Consider the following 16,423-nt stretch of genomic DNA (forward strand, 5'->3'; position numbering starts at 1 on the left):
TGACATGCAGGTCAACATTATCGGTCAACGAACGTCATTGATTAGCGGATTTTGCAGCAGAATACTCCCCCATTAGATTTCTTACAGAGAGACACTCACGACCATGGAAAATACCAAGGGCTTTTGCTCACTAGACGACACGATGGATCTGCGCGATGAACTAAGCGATATCCGTCATCGCCTGCATCAGAATCCGGAGCTTGCGTACAAGGAGTTTCAAACCTCCGACCTCGTTGCGCAAAGCCTGGAAAGCTGGGGTTACAAGGTGACGCGGGGCCTGGGTGGAACTGGCATGGTCGCGTCGCTCACGGCGGGTACGGGGACCCGTGCCGTGGCCGTGCGCGCCGACATGGACGCGTTGCCGATTGCCGAGGAAACGGGTTTGCCGTACGCCAGTCGCAACGCGGGCCTGATGCACGCGTGCGGCCACGATGGCCACACCACCATGGTCCTGGGCGCAGCACGCCACCTCGCGCGCACTCGAGCATTCAACGGCACGGTTCATCTCGTGTTCCAGCCTGCCGAAGAGATCGGCGCGGACAGCGGCGCCATGCGAATGATTGCCGACGGTTTGTTCGAGCGCTTCCCCTGCGAGGCAATCTTCGGCTTGCACAATCATCCCGGCTATCCGACAGGCACGTTCATGTTCCGCAGCGGCCCCTTCATGGCGGCATCGGATACGGTCAACATCACCATTCACGGCCGAGGCGGCCACGCAGCGCGCCCGCATCTTGCCGTGGACCCGGTGGTAATCGGCGCGGGACTGGTGACTGCCTTGCAAACGGTGGTCGCGCGCAGTATCGACCCGATGCAAACGGCCGTCGTCACGGTCGGCGCTTTCAACGCGGGTCATGCCGCCAACGTGATTCCTGAGTCCGCGCGTTTGCAGATCAGCGTTCGTTCGTTCGACCCCGCTGTGCGCAAGCTGCTCGAAGCGCGTATTCGCGCGCTGACGGACGCTCAGGCAAGCGCCTATGGCGCACGCGTGGAGATTGAGTACGTCCCGGGTTATCCGGTCGTGATCAACAGCCAGGCCGAGACGGAATTCGCATTGCAAGTGGCGCGCGAACTGGTTGGCGACGACCGGGTTGTCGATAACTTCGGCCCGATCGCAGGCAGCGAAGATTTCGCTTATTACCTGCAGAAGAAGCCGGGGTGTTTCCTGCGCTTGGGCAATGGTGAAGGCGCGCCGATGCTGCATAACGCGTCCTACGATTTCAACGACGACAACCTCACCGTCGGCGCCGCCTACTGGACTCGTCTGGTCGAGCGTTTCCTCGCGCAGTAGGCTTCTCTCGGGTGAATCGGTAGCACTTCGGTAGCAATATCGGTAGTAACGCAAAGCTTGTGCACTGTGCGGTGCTTCGGCATCGCGCTTGGCCGTGCGCAAGACCCAAGCATTCACGGGACTTCCATGTCAGTCATTACAGCCCAGCCTGCTAAAGCGGGGTTGCTGCTTTCGGCGTTAGTGGTCTGCGAGAGTCGGATTTTCTCTTTATCACTATTAGCCACTGTGCGTGGCGGCACGTCATTTCTTTGTCCAAAGCGACAAAGAAACGAAGCAAAGAAAGCGCTTTCAACCACGCTACCCTAAGTGTCCACAGCGTGCAGTTTTCATTCATAGGTGCCCCAAAAGCACGGTGCTCGCCAGAACCACGGATGTGTGAAACCCTCTTTCTCGCGAATCCTGACACGAACACGCTTCGCCCCGTACGCTCTCGGGCAAGCACCATTGCTAAGGAACCCGCACGGCCTTACAGGTATTTACGGCTGCGGTTTTTTGACAGGTTACCTACCTGGTCTGTGCGACCGTATTCATTAGCCACAGCTTCATGCGTGTTTGTGTTTACTGCTTCAGTTTTTGTGAATTGGCTGCGCGTTCTGCACAGCTATTTTCGTCGGTTACGGCCACCCGCATCTTCGCGACCTCGTTTCCAGCAGGGTTGGCGACGTGGTTCGACATGCGTGAAAATTCGGTGGTTGGTCGTCCGCGGATAGCGCGGGGTGTCCCTTGGGCAGGTTCAATCACTGGTGGCGAAGCGTGTGGGTATCGGTGTTCGGAGAAAGAGGGGTTCACACATCCTGCGCTCTGGCGAGCACCGTGCTTTTGGGGCACCTATGAATAGAAACTGCACGCTGTGGACACTTAGGGTAGCGTGGTTGAAAGCGCTTTCTTTGCTTCGTTTCTTTGTCGCTTTGGACAAAGAAATGACGTGCCGCCACGCACAGTGGCTAACAGTGATAAAGAGAAAATCCGACTCACGCGGACCACCACGGCCGAAAGCAGCAACCCGGCATAGACCCCGACCACTAACCCCAGAACCGACCACCCCAGCATCAACCCAGACCGCCAACCCCTACCCCCAAAAAACCCGTCCACCGGCGCGAGCGAAAACCAATCCTCGTATGTGGATTCGTTGCGATCCTCTCCGATCGAGGTATCCAGACAAATGCTATCTGAGAAGATCGAGCCCCGCCACACCGGCTAAAGGCTCGCACACCAGAACAACCGAAGCTTAGTTCGAGGCCGGCGCCGGAGCCGACGCTGCCGGCTTATGCTTGCGCGGTATTGCGTGCTTCTTCGCTTGCTCATTTCGGAACAGCGGATCAGCAATCTTCTTCTGCTCATCGGACAGCGTAGCGTAAAGGGCACTGAACGACGCAGCCAGCTTCTGCATATTGTCCGCGTGCAACTGGGCCAACTCGGCGTAGGACTTCATGGCGTCGTCCGCATTCTCCGAAGGCAGCTTGTGCGCACGATCGCGGAAGGCATGATCGGTCCTGGCCGCGTTGTCGCGCATCGTTTGCGCAAAAGCGTCCCACTGTGGCGCTTGCTGGCTCGTGATCTTCATCTGCGCGTGCAGGTCGTCAATTCGTTTTTCCACAAAATCTGCGTGCTTCTGTGCATGGCTAAGGGGCGCCGAAGCGGCCGAAGAAGGCGCTGCGGTTGAATCGCTTGCCGCCGTGGTCTGCGCCCACGCGGAAGTCGTGAAGCAGGCAAGCGCCAGCAATGCAGGCGCAACAGCAATACGAATGGATGGTTTCATGTTGGGAGGCTTGAATTGAGTTGTTAGATTCGCGACGTTTTTATCAGAACGCGTTGTGGTCTTGTTGCCGGCCAAAGTACTCGATAAGCTCAGGTGCGCTCAACGAGGTTGGCGGGCTCGAGGCGGCGAGCTCAGTAACCAGGAGGATAACTATTCGGATAATAAGCAACACCCGGCGGCGGTGGGGGCGGCGGTGAGGAATACACCACCGGAGGAGGCGCCTGTGTGGCGGCCCCCACGATAGCCGCCCCCGCGACAACACCCAGCAACGCGCCGACGAGCAAGCCACCACCACCGCCCCCGCCACCGCCTCGATAACCGCCACGGTCACCTCCGTGACCACCATGGTATCCACCGCGACCGCCGCCGTTGCCACGGTGTTGCGCTTGCGCCGGTAGCACGGACGTTGCAGCGGCAATCGCAATAGCGACCGTCGCCAACCGGCGATACAACAAACTTCGGGAACGCTGCATCATTAAGCTCGTCTCCTTTCATTTAAGAGGTGAAGTGTCTGCATCGACAACCGCGGCAAGATCACCGATGAACGACGATCGGGGCCAAGACGACCGGCGATCAAATGCAGAGGAGGAATGAGTCCACCGTCATTGCGCGACCAGCTTAACCCCCATTACTTACAGTTCCATCGCGCTAAACCACCGGCAGCCCTCGTGCATCTGATAACCCGCGGTTCAAAAAAGTTTCCGAAGTACAGGCAATTGGCCGATCCATACACACTGAATCTCAAGGCCTGGTACGGATTCAATCTCACCATAAGCGCAAGAACCAAGCCAGCCCTCCTATAAAGGCGAACGGGCGTTCGTCCGCTCTTTTAACTCGCTAAGGAAATAAAAATTTCCACCTGAACTGCGGCGCTTTGCACCGTCCGGCGTAACGATGAATGAGTTCGCAAGCCCCTGTCAGCGACCTATAATCCTCGCAAGCGCTTGTTCGTTACAAGACGCGTCGGGCCGCCCCGGCCCTTCCTTGTCACTTAACTCCGTACTACGTAATTGGGGGGTAACGCCATGACCCGCAAATACATCGACTGCCGCGAGTTTCCTAGCGAAATGAACTGCACCATCGCGCTGTCTGCAGACTCCGACCAGGAACTTCTGGATGCCGCCGTCCAGCATGCCGTGTCCGTTCATAAACACACCGACTCTCCCGAACTGCGTACCCAGTTAAGTGCGCTGTTTCACCCAGGCACTCCGCCGGTCGAGTCCCCGCGAACCGCATGACTCTGCGTTGATCGATCAGAACCTCATTTCCGCTCGGCGCAATCAATACATTAATAAGTATGGCGAACAAGTTATAACCGGGCGCCGCGCATTTTAAGGGAGCACGTCATGGCAATCGACCAGTCAAAACTCGATGCATTCATGGGAGCGTTTGTCCATGATCTCGGCGCGGTGATGCATGCGGCCACCGTAGTAGTCGGTGATCAGCTCGGGCTTTATAAGGCGCTAGCCGCCAAGCCGCTAAGTGCGGAAGAACTCGCGCAGGCGACCGAGACGGACGCGCGTTATGTTCGCGAGTGGCTAAGCGCACAGGCTGCGAGCGGCTACGTCAACTACGATCCTGCCTCGGAACGCTTCAGCTTGAGCGAAGAACAGTCCTTTGCGCTCGCCGAGGAAGGCAGCCCGGCGTTCATACCCGGCGCGTTCCAGATCGCCGTCGCGCAGTTCAAGATCATCCCGAAGATGGTGAAGTCGTTCAAGACCGGACTGGGCGTTGGATGGCATGAGCACGATGTCTCGCTCTTTCACGGCACCGAGCGCTTCTTCCGTCCGGGCTATGCGGCGTATCTCGTGAGCAACTGGATACCGTCGCTTGGCGACGTGGAGACGAAACTCAAAAGCGGCGCACGTGTAGCCGATGTTGGCTGCGGACACGGCGCTTCCACCATCATCATGGCGCAGGCTTATCCGCAATCGACATTCGTGGGTTACGACTACCACGAAGGGTCTATCGAGCATGCCAGAGAGTCGGCGTCGACGGCAGGCGTGAGTGACCGCGTGAGTTTCGAAGTCGCGTCAGCCAGTGATTATCCGGGACGTAACTACGACTTTGTCGCCATGTTCGACTGCCTTCACGACATGGGCGATCCACTCGGGGCATCGCGTCACGTCTATGAAACCCTGGGAGATGATGGCACGTGGATGATCGTCGAACCCTTTGCCAACGATACGCTTGAAGAAAACCTGAATCCCGTTGGGAGAATCTTTTACTCGGCATCTACCTTGATCTGTACGCCGGCTTCCAGGGCTCAAGCGGGCGCCATGTGTCTGGGCGCGCAAGCTGGCGAGCGGCGGATTCACGACGTGGTCACAGAGGGAGGTTTCCGGCAGTTTCGCCGGGCGACGGCGACGCCGTTCAATCTCGTGTTCGAGGCGCGGCGATAAACCGTGCGCAGGGTTCCCGGCTTAGTGTGGCGAGAACCCTCTCGCATAGTCTTCTTTACTACTTTTTTGCGCCAGCCTTCGCGCCCTTGAGGGCAGCACGTTTCCTGGCCGCCGATTTCGCAACGGGCTTCTTTCGTGCACTCGATTCCGGCTTCTTTGCCAAACCCTCCCTGCTCCATTGCTCAAGCAGGATCTGCGTTTGCGTGCGCACGGTCGCCTTGAGCAAGTCGCCCTTCTCGGTGTCTATATCCTTCCATCCGAGTAACGCAAGCGTCGTGCGCGGCGCGACATGGAACATCAACAGTTGTCCGTGCAAGCTCAGCATCCGGATCAACGTAAGCTCATCGTCGGGTTTCGCGCCGGTGATGCGCGCGATCAACCTTGAGCCAACATCGTTCAAAGGCTGCCGCACGCGCCGCATCATGATCTCCGACGCAATGGTCGGCTCATGTCCTGCCTGTTCACGCGTAAAGAAAAGCCGCTGGTTGGACGTACCGCAAGCCTTCACGAACATACGGTCTGCAATGGCTTCCTGAATCCGAATGAAAGCATCGATGAGCACCGCAATATCACTGTCCTTGCTCAACACATCTGCTGCGTGCGTCACCACCGGCTCAAGCGTGACCCAGGACGAGTCGGCGAGATATTCCGCACACGCCCGATACACCCCTTCTTTATTCTCGAAGTAATACTGCAACGCGGGTGCATTGACCCCGGCGCGCGCGGCGATGTCACGCGTGGACGCGCCCTCGAAACCATGCTCCCCAAATGACTCGATCGCCGCTTCGATGATTCGCAGCCTTGTCTCGTCGCCTCGCACATATCCGCCGGCCGACGGACGGCGTAGCCGTTTTGTGTCGTTCATTCGTCCTTCTCCCTTCAACGAAACAAATATATCACTTGACACAATTCTACCAACTGGAATAATTGTTCCGATTGGAATAATTTGGATTAAAGATGTCAACAACCGCAGGCTCGCCTCCGCACGAAGTGCCGCAAGATTCCACCGCTGCGCCCACGCGGCGATCTGGAAAACGCCTGATCCTGGTGGTGCTTGGGATAGTCGTGCTTGTCCTCGCGGGAATCTGGCTTGCACGCTGGTGGACAGTCGGACGCTTTATTGAAAGCACTGACGACGCCTATTTGCAAGCCGACAGCGTCACTGTAGCGCCCAAGGTCAGCGGCTACGTGACCGATGTCTACGTAGGTGACAACGCCACGATCAAGGCCGGCGACCCGCTGGTCCGGCTCGATACCCGCCAGTACCAGGTCGCGCTCGACCAGGCACAGGCGACCATCGCTGCACGCGCCGCAGATATCCAGCGCGCGCAAGCTGACATCCTCCAGCAGCATGCCAACATCGAACAGGCCAAAGCGCAGCAGCAAGTCGCACGAGTAAGCGCCCAGCATGCACGCGACGAAGTCCAGCGCTACGCACCGCTCGCAGCCACCGGCGCTGAAACCAGCGAACGGCTGTCCGAGTTGACCAGCACACGCGATCAGGCACTGGCAACGCTGGCAGCCAATAAGGCCGCGGTCGACGCCGCCGAGACACAGATCGCCGCCACCACCGCGCAGATCGCCCAGGCGCGTGCCCAGCTTGACGCAGCAGAGGCAAGCGCGCGGCAAGCGCACCTCGACCTGCAGGACACTGTCGTGCGCAGCGTACTGGCCGGCAAGGTTGGCGACCGCTCGGTTCGAGTCGGTCAGTACGTGCAGCCGGGCACGCGGATGCTGTCGGTGGTTCCGGTGCAAAGCACCTATCTGACGGCCAACTTCAAGGAAACGCAGGTCGGCCACATGCGCGTCGGCCAGCCCGTGACCCTGCACGTGGATGCGCTGCCGGGCACCGATCTGCACGGCGTGGTGGACAGCTTTGCGCCCGGCACGGGTGCGCAGTTCGCGCTGCTGCCGCCTGAAAACGCCACGGGCAATTTCACCAAGATCGTCCAGCGAATTCCCGTGCGCATTCGCATTGAAACTGGGCCGGAGACACGCAGCGTGCTGCTACCCGGCCTGTCGGTTACCGCCGATGTCGATACGCGCTCCTCCCAAGAGGGCGACAAGCGCATCAAAGCCGAGAACGATCATGGCTGATGTGACCACGGCAGCCGCTTCCTCGCCCGCGGCGCCCGCGCCGGAAGCGGAGCGCGCGAGCGCGGCGGACTGGCTCGCGGTTGCGGCCGGCTCGCTGGGCGCGCTGATGGCCACGCTGGATATCTCTATCACCAACTCGGCCTTGCCGCAGATCCAGGGCGAGATTGGCGCAACCGGCACCGAAGGTACGTGGATCTCGACCGGCTACTTGATGTCCGAGATCGTGATGATCCCGCTTGCCGCATGGCTCACGCGTGTGTTCGGCTTGCGTAACTTCCTGCTCGTCAATGCCACGCTGTTCATCGCGTTCTCCATGATGTGCGGATGGTCGCACAGCTTGCCCATGATGATCGCCGGCCGCATTGGCCAGGGCTTCGCGGGCGGCGCGATGATCCCGACGGCGCAGACCATCATTCGCACCCGGTTACCGCGCTCACAGATGCCCGTCGGCATGACGATGTTCGGCCTGATCGTGTTGCTCGGTCCCCTGCTGGGACCGGTGCTCGGTGGATGGCTGGCGGAGAACATCAGCTGGAGCTGGTGCTTCTTTATCAACCTGCCTGTATGCATTGCGCTGATCACGTTGCTGATTGTCGGGCTGCCGTCGGACCGGCCGCACTGGAGCACTTTTTTCAAGGCGGATTGGGTCGGCATTATCGGCCTCACGATCGGCCTGAGCTCGTTGACCGTCGTGCTCGAAGAAGGTCAACGCGAACGCTGGTTCGAATCCAGCTTGATTGTCTCGCTGACCTGCGTGTCGCTGGCCGGCATGGTGCTGATCGCCATTTCGCAACTCACCGCGCAGCGGCCGATCATGCGTCTGAACCTGATGCGCAACCCGCGTTATGCAAGCGTGATTGTCATTGTGTTTGCGGTCGGCGCGGGGTTGTATGGCGTGTCGTATCTGCTGCCGCAGTTCCTTGGCATAGTGTCCGGATACAACGCGCAGCAATCGGGCGCCATCATGCTGATATCGGGCGTGCCCGCCTTTCTGATCATGCCCGTCCTGCCGCGCATTCTTGGCAAGCTCGACTTCCGCATGCTGGTGATCGCCGGACTGTTGTTGTTTGCGTTGAGCTGCATGCTCGATATCGACCTGACCGCCCAGAGCGTCGGCCACGACTTCTTCTGGTCCCAGTTGATCCGCGGCTTTGCGCAAATCCTGGCGCTGATGCCGTTGAATCAAGCGTCGATGGCAGCGGTGTCGCGCGAGGATTCAGGTGATGCCGCCGGTCTCTACAACATGGCCCGCAATCTTGGCGGCTCGGTTGGGCTCGCAATCATCGGGACCGTGATCGACCGGCGCACCACCTTCCATACCGCGATGATCCGCGAATCGCTCACGGCCAACTCGCTGGTCGGCCAGGAGCGCTTGGCGTCGAGCGCTGCGAGCTGGTTCGCACAAACCGGCGACATGGCCTACTCCAAAATGCGCGCGCTCGGCCAGATAGCTGCGCAGATCCATATGCAGGCTACCGTCATCACGTACTCCGAAACGTTCTATCTGCTCGGTCTCGCGCTGCTTGCCTGCGTGCCGCTCGCGCTCCTCCTGAAGACTCCACGCGGCCCCGTTTCGACGTCCGCCGGCCATTGACGGCAAAGACACTATCCACGATGTTCCCTCGCCCTACCGCTCCTCTGTTTCTTACGTTGCCGCTTACGCTGCTTGCGTCCGTCTGCGCCCTCTCGGCCTGCACCGTCGGCCCCGACTACGCCGGTGCACCCCAGGTCGCGCCCGACGCGGCGCATGCCTCCAACTTCGTGCGTACGCCCACGGTCGGCATTGTTTCGACACGCGCACCCAGTCAGTGGTGGCTGTCGCTCAACGACCCGCAATTGAACGCATTGATCGACGCCGCGCTCGCCCATAACCCGGACGTTCACGCGGCGCAAGCGCGTCTGCGCGAAGCCCGCGCGCAGTTGCAGCACCAAAAGGCGAACGGTATGCCCAACGCGTCTTTCGACGCCGCCGCGTTGCGTATGCGTGAGCCTAACCTGAGTTCGCTGTCATCGTCTCAGGGCAGCTCGGGCAGTTCATCTTCGTCCGGAGGAGGACCGCTACAGCTCTATACAGCGGGCTTCGATGCGACGTGGGAAATTGATCTGTTCGGCGGCACGCGCCGCGCGGTGGAAGCGGCTACGGCGGAAGCGGACGCGGTGGACGCCGACCTCGCCGACACGCAAGTGTCGCTTGCCGCGGAAGTCGCGCAGGCCTATGTGGATCTGCGCGATGAGCAGCAGCGCCTGACGCTTGCACAACGCTCGGCTGAACTCGAGCAGCAGATGCTCACGCTGACGCAGCAGCGCCGCGAGCATGGCACGGCGGCCGACGTCGATGTGGAACGCCTGACCACGCAGGTCGAGAACACCCGGGCAACACTGACGCCGTTGGACGCGCAAGTCGCCGAGTCGCTCGATCAGCTTGCCGTCTTGACGGGCCAGGCTCCAGGGGCGCTCGATCAGGAGTTGTCTGCGCTACGCCCGTTGCCGGCTTTGCCGGCGTCCGTGGCTATCGGCGACCCTGCTTCAATGTTGCAGCAACGGCCCGATATTCGCGCCGCGGAACGGCGGCTCGCTTCCAGTAACGCTCAGATCGGCGAGCACAAGGCTGACTTCTTCCCGAAGGTAACGTTGTTCGGCGACATCGGCTATACCGCCGCCGATCCCGGCCACCTTGTCCGCAAGAACAACTTCAGCTGGATTGGCGCGCCTTATCTGCAGTGGAACATACTGGACTTCGGCCGCACGCTCTCGAGCGTCCACAGCGCCGAAGCGTCGCGCGACGAGGCCGATGCGAAATACACGCATGCCGTGCTAGCCGCGTTGCAGGACGCGAATACTTCATTGTCGCGTTATGGGCATCAGCGCGAACATCTGGCAACGCTGCAGCAAGTGCAGGCGTCGGCGGACCGCTCGGCTACGTTGATGCGTCAACGTTATAGGGCGGGTGCATCGAGCCTGATCGACCTGCTCGATACCCAACGCACGCAGTTCAGCGCGCAGCAGAATGTAGTCTCTGGACAAGCTGAATTGCTGAAGGATTTTGTCTCTTTGCAGAAGAGCCTGGGACTCGGCTGGCGCGTACAGGGGTGACGCGAGCGCGTTGAGAACACCGCCTCTCCCTTACGCGGCTTTGGCGCGCCGGCCTCGATAGAATCGGGCCGGCGCTGCGCGGACCTAATCCTGGACGATGCCGGGAATGTCCACCTTGAGATTGACATCGGCTTCATAGTTGACCCCCTCGATCTCGAATCCGAACAGCCGCAGAAATTCGCGCTTATAGCCGGCGAAATCGGTGAGTTCGTAAAGGTTGTCGCTGGAGACCTGATCCCAGAGTTCCTCTACGCGAGCCTGGACTGCCGGACTGAGTTCCTTGTAATCCGCCCGCAACCGGCCCTCCTGATCCATGCACGGCGAGTCGCCATACAAGCTGTCTTTGTAGAGGCTATAGACCTGTTCGATGCAACCCTCGTGCGTCCCCTCTTCTTTCATGACCTTGAACAGCAAGGACAAGTACAACGGCATCATGGGGATGGCTGAGCTTGCCTGCGTGACAACCGCTTTCAATACCGAGACGCGCGCATCGCCACCATGATTCGAGAGGCTGTCGCGGATAGCCAGGACCTTTTGATCCAGGTCTTTCTTGGCAGCGCCTATGGAACCGTTCCAATAGATGTCATGAGTTATCTTCTCGCCCAGGTATGTGAACGCAGTGGTCTTCGCTCCCTTTGCCAGAACGCCCGCTGCACGCAGTGCATCAATCCACATCTGCCAGTCTTCACCGCCCATCACGGCCACGGTGTTGTCGATCTCGCTTTGCGTCGCCGGTTCCAGGCTGCTTTCCTTGACAACTTCCTTATCGGTATCGAGGCCGCGCAGCGTAATGGCCTTACCGACAGGTTTCAGCGTCGAGCTGAAGACCTCCCCGGTCTTAGGGTGCGTCCGCCGCGGTGACGCGAGGCTATACACGACCAGGTCAACCTGCCCGAGATCTCGCTTGATGGCATCGATTGTCTTCTGCTTGATCTCATCGGAAAAAGCGTCGCCATTGATGCTCTTTGCGTACAGCCCCTTCGCCGCCGCGAATCGAGTGAAAGCTGCGGTGTTGTACCAGCCGGGCGTGCCCGGCTTACTGTCTTCACCGGGACGTTCGAAGAAGACACCGAGGGTATCGGCGCCGCAACCAAACGCCGCCGTGATCCGGGCGGCAAGACCGTATCCCGTCGATGCACCGATCACCAAGACTTTCCGGGGTCCCCCCGAAATAGGACCTTGTGCCGCCACATAGTCGATCTGTTTTTCGACGTTCGCTTCGCAGCCGACGGGATGAGTAGTCACGCAGATGAAACCGCGCACGCGTGGTTTGACGATCATGAAGACCTCGCTTGTGGGGACGCCGGGATTGCGGTCGGGCGGCACGAAAAATTTCGAGTATTGTAAATGACGGGCGTCATGTCGGTACCCGCGCGCTTCATTACATGGTGGCCCATCGGGTTAAGATAGCGCTTCGTCCAAGCGGCGACAGGTGCGGCTTTCTACGGTATCCATGCAATGCATTCCAAAATATCGCGTCACTTGCGGCCTTCGTGAAAGCGTAACGCTTACATCATGATCTCTACCCAGTACATCAGCCGGATCAGCTTGCAGCGCGACAAGGTCGAGTCATTCGATCGCTACCCGTTCTCGCTGCCGGCGGTCCGGTCGCTGGAAACGCTTGAGCTGCATCCAAAGATGACTTTCTTCGTCGGCGAAAACGGCTCCGGCAAATCAACGCTCCTCGAAGCCATCGCTGTATCGATGGGATTCAACCCGGAAGGCGGCACGAAGAACTTTAACTTTGGTACCCGGGCATCGCACTCGGTGCTTGACGAATACCTGCGCATTGCCAAAGGAGTGAGACGGCCGAAGGACGGGTTCTTTCTGCGAGCGGAAAGCTTCTTCAACGTGGCCACCGAGATCGAAAACCTCGATGCTGAACCGTCGTTCGGTCCTCCGGTCATCAATTCCTACGGCGGGAATTCCTTGCACGAGCGCTCGCACGGCGAGTCTTTTTTGGCGCTGCTGATGAACCGCTTCTGCGGCAAAGGTCTTTACCTCCTCGACGAGCCTGAAGCCGCGTTGTCTCCACAACGGCAACTCACTGCACTTGCCAGGCTTCACGACCTGGCCCGCGACGAATCGCAGTTCATCATTGCAACTCACTCGCCCATTCTGATGGCGTATCCGGACGCGTGGATCTATGAATTCACTACGGAAGGCGTAACGCGCGTCAGCTACGAAGAAACAGAACACTTCCAGGTCATGCGGTCGTTCCTGGCCAACCCCGAACGCATGCTGCGCACGCTTCTGGGTGACGAGGAATGACATGGCCCGTCGAACGTTGCGGTTCGTCGATCGCGGCGCCCCGGGTTCGTATTCTTCAACTCCTGAGCTTATGAGGTTCTAACGTGGAACACATCATTTTCCGGACCGCTCTCTTGGTCGATATCCCTGCAATCGTCGCCTTGTTAGCTGACGATGAACTGGGTAGCCAGAGAGAAATCACTGGCACGCCGCTCGACCAAAGATATGTCGACGCATTCCAGGCTATAGAAGCCGATGTGAACCAGCGACTGGTCGTGGTTGCCGACGGCGACGAGACAATAGGCACGTTGCAAATTTCATTTATCCCCGGCATTGCACGCATGGGGTCGTGGAGAGGACAAATCGAAGCGGTTCGAATCGCCGCGCATCGCCGTGATTCCGGGCTGGGCCAGAAGATGTTCGACTGGGCGATCTCCGAATGCAGGTCGCGAGGTTGCAGCCTGGTCCAGCTCACGACCGACAAGAGCCGCACCGACGCCCACCGCTTCTATGAAAAGCTCGGCTTCAAGGCAAGCCACGAGGGTTACAAGCTCAGCTTGTAGAGCCTCCGGCAGCCCCGCCGCCTGAAACACCCACGCGCCTTCCGCACTCCTCCTGAACACAAACGCACGGGTATCCGTGCGTCTTCATTTCCGCTAAGACGGGGTCTTATCACGTATAGGCACGCAACAGAATTTGCTTGCCTAAATTGCTGCACGCGATAATATATTGGCATATGCAACTACATTCAATGTACTTGCAACGGGTCGATTCGCCCAGCCCGGCCGCCGTTATCCTATCAAGGCAAAGATATGCAGAAAAGATTTCTCTTGTTGTTGTGCGTGTCGGTACCGTCATTCATGATCAACCTGGACGCCAATATTGTGGCGGTGTCGCTGTCGTCGATTGCGCGTTCGCTCCATGCGGATTTCGCCGCCATTGAATGGGTGATCTCGGCTTACACGCTGGCGTTTGCCACGTTGGTGATGCCCGCTGGCGCGCTCGCCGACCGCTTCGGCAGAAAGCGCCTGTTGATCATCGGCTTGTTCGTCTTTACCACCGCGTCTTTCATCTGCGGCGCCGCTACATCAACGGTGGTGTTGAACAGCGCACGCGCGTTGCAAGGCGTCGGTGCCGCATTGCAGCTCAGCGCGGCGCTCGCGGTCCTCGCGCATGGATTCCAAGGGAAGGAGCGCGCCAAGGCGTTCGCATTCTGGGGCTCGGTGATCGGCGTGGCCATCATGCTCGGGCCCGTGGCAGGCGGATTGATCACGCAGTCACTGGGCTGGCAGTGGGCTTTCTATGTCAACCTGCCCGTTGGCGCAATCATGATTGCCCTGACGTATTTCGTAGTCGATGAATCCAAAGACCCGCACGCAATCGCCATCGACGTTTGGGGCGTGGTAACGTTCAGCGCGTTTCTAGGACTGCTGACCTGGGCGCTGATTTCAGGCAATCGCGAGGGATGGCTTAGTACTTCCGTCAGGGCGCGGCTGGTGGGCTCAGTCATGTTCCTTATAGCGTTCGTGATCGTCGAACTTAAGCAGGCGCGGCCCATGGTCGAGCTTGGCTATTTCATCAAGCGGACCTATCTCGGCGCGAATCTCGCCGGTGTGTCGTATGCGGTCGCGTTCCTGACCATGCTGACCTATCTGCCCTTCTTTTTCCAGAGCGCGCTCGGCTATTCGCCGCTCAACGCCGGCCTGCTGATGCTGCCGCTCGCTGTGCCCTTGTTCGGTGTGCCGCGCATTGTGTCCGTGTATCTCGATCATCGGATGTCGGGACGCATGCTGCTTGTTTGCGGCTTGTTGCTGGTCGCGGCCGGCTTGTTCGGAACCGCGCTGCAGATCCAGGCGTTCAGCTTTAGCGCGATCTTCCTCCCCATGCTGGTCGCCTCCACGGGCGCCGGGATTCTCAACGGTCAGATCGCCAAGGTCAGCATGACGGTAATCCCCGTGGAACGGGCGGGCATGGCGTCCGGTGTATCGGGGACCATGCGGTTCAGCGGCATTGTGGTGGGGTTCGCGGCGCTCGGCGCATTATTGTTTTATCGAATCCAGGCGAGCATTGAGAGAGAGTTGCCGGCACTTGGCGGTCACGACAAGCTGGAGATTACGCGCTCTATCGCGAATGGGAACCTGGCTTCCGCTGCGTCGCTGATTTCAGCGCATCAGGGCCTTGGATCGATCGCAAGAGCCAGCCTTGGCTACGGATACGAGGGTGTGCTGTTCGCGGCGTCCGCTGTTGCATTCGTGGCGAGCGCGTTGTGCTGGCTGTTGATTCGCGCCGATGAAACTGCGCCTCATCAGGATCGGCAGTCGGCTATGCGCCTGGATGTGTCAATAGACTAAGATAGCCTGACGATCTTTGAACCGTTATTTTCACGCGAGCCATGAACACTTCGAATAAACAGCACTCGTCTGCCGCCGTTTCGTTATGCAACGGCGCCGCGTTGCGCAAGGCCACGCGCAGGCTCTCGCAACTCTACGACAGCGTGCTTGCGCCTTGCGGCCTCAAGCTGTCGCAACATTCCACACTGGCGCATATCGATCGCGCAGGCGCGCCGAACATGAGCGATCTAGCCAGAGACATGGTGCTTGACCGCTCCGCGCTTTCACACAATCTCAAGCCGCTCGAGCGCGACGGTTTTATCGAATCACTTGCCGATGAAACCGATAAACGCGGTCGTTGCGTTGCCTTGACCCCCGCAGGAAAAAAGAAACTGGCCGAGTCCAAAGCGCTTTGGAATGAAGCGCAAATGCGCTTCGAAAACGCCTATGGCGCAGCCAGGGCGTCGAAGCTGCGCGCGCTGCTTGCGGAGGTTTATTCCGACGAACTGGAGCAATCATTCCTCGACGAATGATTGCAACGCGTCCGCTTGGGCGAAGCGCAAATGCCCTTCGCCCAAGCGGGCGCCATTATCGCGGAGAGAAAAAAACGAAGTCCGTTGAATCGATTAAACGGTTGGCAGATCTTCCAACGTTTTTTCAATCCGGCCCTCTTCAAAAGAGGTTTCAATGCCAATGTGCCCGTTAGCGTAAGGGATGGAGCTAACCTGCGGACCCAGATAGCTTCGCCCCCCGAGCTTGAACACCGTGCGCACCAGCTCGCCTTTCTCCAGGACCTTCACCACGCGGTCCACATCCACGACTTTGGGCGCCGAGGTCCAGTTGGCCGTCAATTCATCGATGTTGCCCCAACGTACGTGGGTAACGCGATCATTGGTCCAACGAACACCATCAATAGCAACAATAGACATGGCTGACTCCGTCTATTAATGAAGTACCTTAATGAAACGGCGACCGCGTCCGATAGCGCTTTTTCTTCTTGTATAGACCCTGGGGACGAACGGCTCGCGTGACACGGCTCACCGCGTTGCGGGCTTCGACAGGGAATCGCTATTGATCGATTCTTTCAATGCAGGCACCGCACGGCGAATGGGAAATAGATTGACATGGTTCAAGCGAATGTACAAGCGAGCGCCGGGGCAGCGCACCTGAGAATCGCGGACCCGGAAAAGGGGCTCGATAGCGC

The 16,423-nt window shown here is 59.2% G+C and carries 15 protein-coding genes; 10 read left to right on the forward strand and 5 right to left on the reverse strand.

Annotated elements, in window-relative coordinates; translation table 11 throughout:
* Nucleotides 1-103: 103 nt before the first annotated feature.
* Nucleotides 104-1,288, forward strand: coding sequence for a M20 aminoacylase family protein (locus HB376_RS18730; RefSeq protein WP_213765162.1), 1,185 nt, complete (start codon nucleotides 104-106; stop codon nucleotides 1,286-1,288).
* A 1,228-nt stretch (nucleotides 1,289-2,516) separates the two neighbouring features.
* Here the strand turns inward: HB376_RS18730 and HB376_RS18735 are convergent.
* On the reverse strand, nucleotides 2,517-3,047 hold the full coding sequence (locus HB376_RS18735; protein WP_213765163.1) for a Spy/CpxP family protein refolding chaperone: 531 nt from the start codon (nucleotides 3,045-3,047) through the stop codon (nucleotides 2,517-2,519).
* 131 nt (nucleotides 3,048-3,178) lie between these two features.
* Nucleotides 3,179-3,523 (reverse strand): hypothetical protein, encoded by a 345-nt coding sequence (locus HB376_RS18740; RefSeq protein ID WP_213765164.1) that lies wholly within the window; start codon nucleotides 3,521-3,523, stop codon nucleotides 3,179-3,181.
* A 549-nt stretch (nucleotides 3,524-4,072) separates the two neighbouring features.
* Here HB376_RS18740 and HB376_RS18745 point away from each other — a divergent pair.
* Together HB376_RS18745 and HB376_RS18750 are read left to right on the forward strand one after the other, a co-directional pair.
* Complete coding sequence (locus tag HB376_RS18745) at nucleotides 4,073-4,285, forward strand: DUF1059 domain-containing protein (protein ID WP_213765165.1); 213 nt, start codon at nucleotides 4,073-4,075, stop codon at nucleotides 4,283-4,285.
* A 108-nt stretch (nucleotides 4,286-4,393) separates the two neighbouring features.
* On the forward strand, nucleotides 4,394-5,449 hold the full coding sequence (locus HB376_RS18750) for a class I SAM-dependent methyltransferase (protein WP_213765166.1): 1,056 nt from the start codon (nucleotides 4,394-4,396) through the stop codon (nucleotides 5,447-5,449).
* 58 nt (nucleotides 5,450-5,507) lie between these two features.
* Here the strand turns inward: HB376_RS18750 and HB376_RS18755 are convergent, their stop codons facing one another.
* A complete protein-coding gene (locus tag HB376_RS18755) occupies nucleotides 5,508-6,314 on the reverse strand; it encodes a CerR family C-terminal domain-containing protein (RefSeq protein WP_213765167.1) in 807 nt (268 codons plus the stop codon).
* A 92-nt stretch (nucleotides 6,315-6,406) separates the two neighbouring features.
* On the opposite strand from HB376_RS18755, the gene HB376_RS18760 reads away from it, so the two are divergent.
* The 3 genes from HB376_RS18760 to HB376_RS18770 are packed head-to-tail and all read left to right on the forward strand — an operon-like array spanning nucleotide 6,407 to nucleotide 10,639.
* Nucleotides 6,407-7,546, forward strand: a complete 1,140-nt coding sequence (locus HB376_RS18760) for an HlyD family secretion protein (RefSeq protein ID WP_213765168.1) — start codon at nucleotides 6,407-6,409, stop codon at nucleotides 7,544-7,546.
* Nucleotides 7,539-9,140 (forward strand): DHA2 family efflux MFS transporter permease subunit, encoded by a 1,602-nt coding sequence (locus tag HB376_RS18765; protein ID WP_213765169.1) that lies wholly within the window; start codon nucleotides 7,539-7,541, stop codon nucleotides 9,138-9,140. The genes HB376_RS18760 and HB376_RS18765 overlap by 8 nt, the downstream gene beginning before the upstream one ends.
* A 20-nt stretch (nucleotides 9,141-9,160) precedes the next feature.
* Nucleotides 9,161-10,639: an efflux transporter outer membrane subunit gene (locus HB376_RS18770; protein ID WP_213765170.1), complete on the forward strand. Its 1,479-nt coding sequence runs from the start codon at nucleotides 9,161-9,163 to the stop codon at nucleotides 10,637-10,639.
* Nucleotides 10,640-10,723: 84 nt separating this feature from the next.
* On the opposite strand, the gene fabV is transcribed toward HB376_RS18770, so the two are convergent.
* Complete coding sequence (fabV, locus tag HB376_RS18775) at nucleotides 10,724-11,920, reverse strand: enoyl-ACP reductase FabV (protein ID WP_213765171.1); 1,197 nt, start codon at nucleotides 11,918-11,920, stop codon at nucleotides 10,724-10,726.
* Between the two features lie 234 nt (nucleotides 11,921-12,154).
* On the opposite strand from fabV, the gene HB376_RS18780 reads away from it, so the two are divergent.
* From HB376_RS18780 to HB376_RS18795, 4 genes are all read left to right on the forward strand, one after another.
* On the forward strand, nucleotides 12,155-12,910 hold the full coding sequence (locus HB376_RS18780; protein ID WP_213765172.1) for an AAA family ATPase: 756 nt from the start codon (nucleotides 12,155-12,157) through the stop codon (nucleotides 12,908-12,910).
* Nucleotides 12,911-12,993: 83 nt separating this feature from the next.
* Nucleotides 12,994-13,452 carry a GNAT family N-acetyltransferase gene (locus tag HB376_RS18785; protein ID WP_346730524.1) on the forward strand — a complete coding sequence of 153 codons (459 nt, stop codon included), beginning with the start codon at nucleotides 12,994-12,996 and terminating at the stop codon, nucleotides 13,450-13,452.
* Between the two features lie 249 nt (nucleotides 13,453-13,701).
* Entirely contained in the window at nucleotides 13,702-15,240 is a 1,539-nt protein-coding gene (locus HB376_RS18790) for an MFS transporter (protein ID WP_213765173.1), read from the forward strand.
* Between the two features lie 41 nt (nucleotides 15,241-15,281).
* A complete protein-coding gene (locus tag HB376_RS18795; RefSeq protein ID WP_213765174.1) occupies nucleotides 15,282-15,752 on the forward strand; it encodes a MarR family winged helix-turn-helix transcriptional regulator in 471 nt (156 codons plus the stop codon).
* Nucleotides 15,753-15,845: 93 nt separating this feature from the next.
* On the opposite strand, the gene HB376_RS18800 is transcribed toward HB376_RS18795, so the two are convergent.
* Nucleotides 15,846-16,148: a hypothetical protein gene (locus HB376_RS18800; RefSeq protein ID WP_213765175.1), complete on the reverse strand. Its 303-nt coding sequence runs from the start codon at nucleotides 16,146-16,148 to the stop codon at nucleotides 15,846-15,848.
* Nucleotides 16,149-16,423 lie beyond the last annotated feature (275 nt).

It is taken from the genome of Caballeronia sp. dw_19 (assembly GCF_018449515.1).
Classification (GTDB): Bacteria; Pseudomonadota; Gammaproteobacteria; order Burkholderiales; family Burkholderiaceae; genus Caballeronia.

Excerpts from the sequence above, each read along its gene's own strand:
- HB376_RS18755 (WP_213765167.1), bottom strand. The coding sequence starts at position 6,314 with ATGAACGACACAAAACGGCTACGCCGTCCGTCGGCCGGCGGATATGTG.
- fabV (WP_213765171.1), bottom strand. The coding sequence starts at position 11,920 with ATGATCGTCAAACCACGCGTGCGCGGTTTCATCTGCGTGACTACTCAT.
- HB376_RS18765 (WP_213765169.1), top strand. The coding sequence starts at position 7,539 with ATGGCTGATGTGACCACGGCAGCCGCTTCCTCGCCCGCGGCGCCCGCG.
- HB376_RS18790 (WP_213765173.1), top strand. The coding sequence starts at position 13,702 with ATGCAGAAAAGATTTCTCTTGTTGTTGTGCGTGTCGGTACCGTCATTC.
- HB376_RS18735 (WP_213765163.1), bottom strand. The coding sequence starts at position 3,047 with ATGAAACCATCCATTCGTATTGCTGTTGCGCCTGCATTGCTGGCGCTT.
- HB376_RS18740 (WP_213765164.1), bottom strand. The coding sequence starts at position 3,523 with ATGATGCAGCGTTCCCGAAGTTTGTTGTATCGCCGGTTGGCGACGGTC.
- HB376_RS18750 (WP_213765166.1), top strand. The coding sequence starts at position 4,394 with ATGGCAATCGACCAGTCAAAACTCGATGCATTCATGGGAGCGTTTGTC.
- HB376_RS18770 (WP_213765170.1), top strand. The coding sequence starts at position 9,161 with ATGTTCCCTCGCCCTACCGCTCCTCTGTTTCTTACGTTGCCGCTTACG.
- HB376_RS18745 (WP_213765165.1), top strand. The coding sequence starts at position 4,073 with ATGACCCGCAAATACATCGACTGCCGCGAGTTTCCTAGCGAAATGAAC.
- HB376_RS18730 (WP_213765162.1), top strand. The coding sequence starts at position 104 with ATGGAAAATACCAAGGGCTTTTGCTCACTAGACGACACGATGGATCTG.
- HB376_RS18800 (WP_213765175.1), bottom strand. The coding sequence starts at position 16,148 with ATGTCTATTGTTGCTATTGATGGTGTTCGTTGGACCAATGATCGCGTT.
- HB376_RS18780 (WP_213765172.1), top strand. The coding sequence starts at position 12,155 with ATGATCTCTACCCAGTACATCAGCCGGATCAGCTTGCAGCGCGACAAG.
- HB376_RS18795 (WP_213765174.1), top strand. The coding sequence starts at position 15,282 with ATGAACACTTCGAATAAACAGCACTCGTCTGCCGCCGTTTCGTTATGC.
- HB376_RS18760 (WP_213765168.1), top strand. The coding sequence starts at position 6,407 with ATGTCAACAACCGCAGGCTCGCCTCCGCACGAAGTGCCGCAAGATTCC.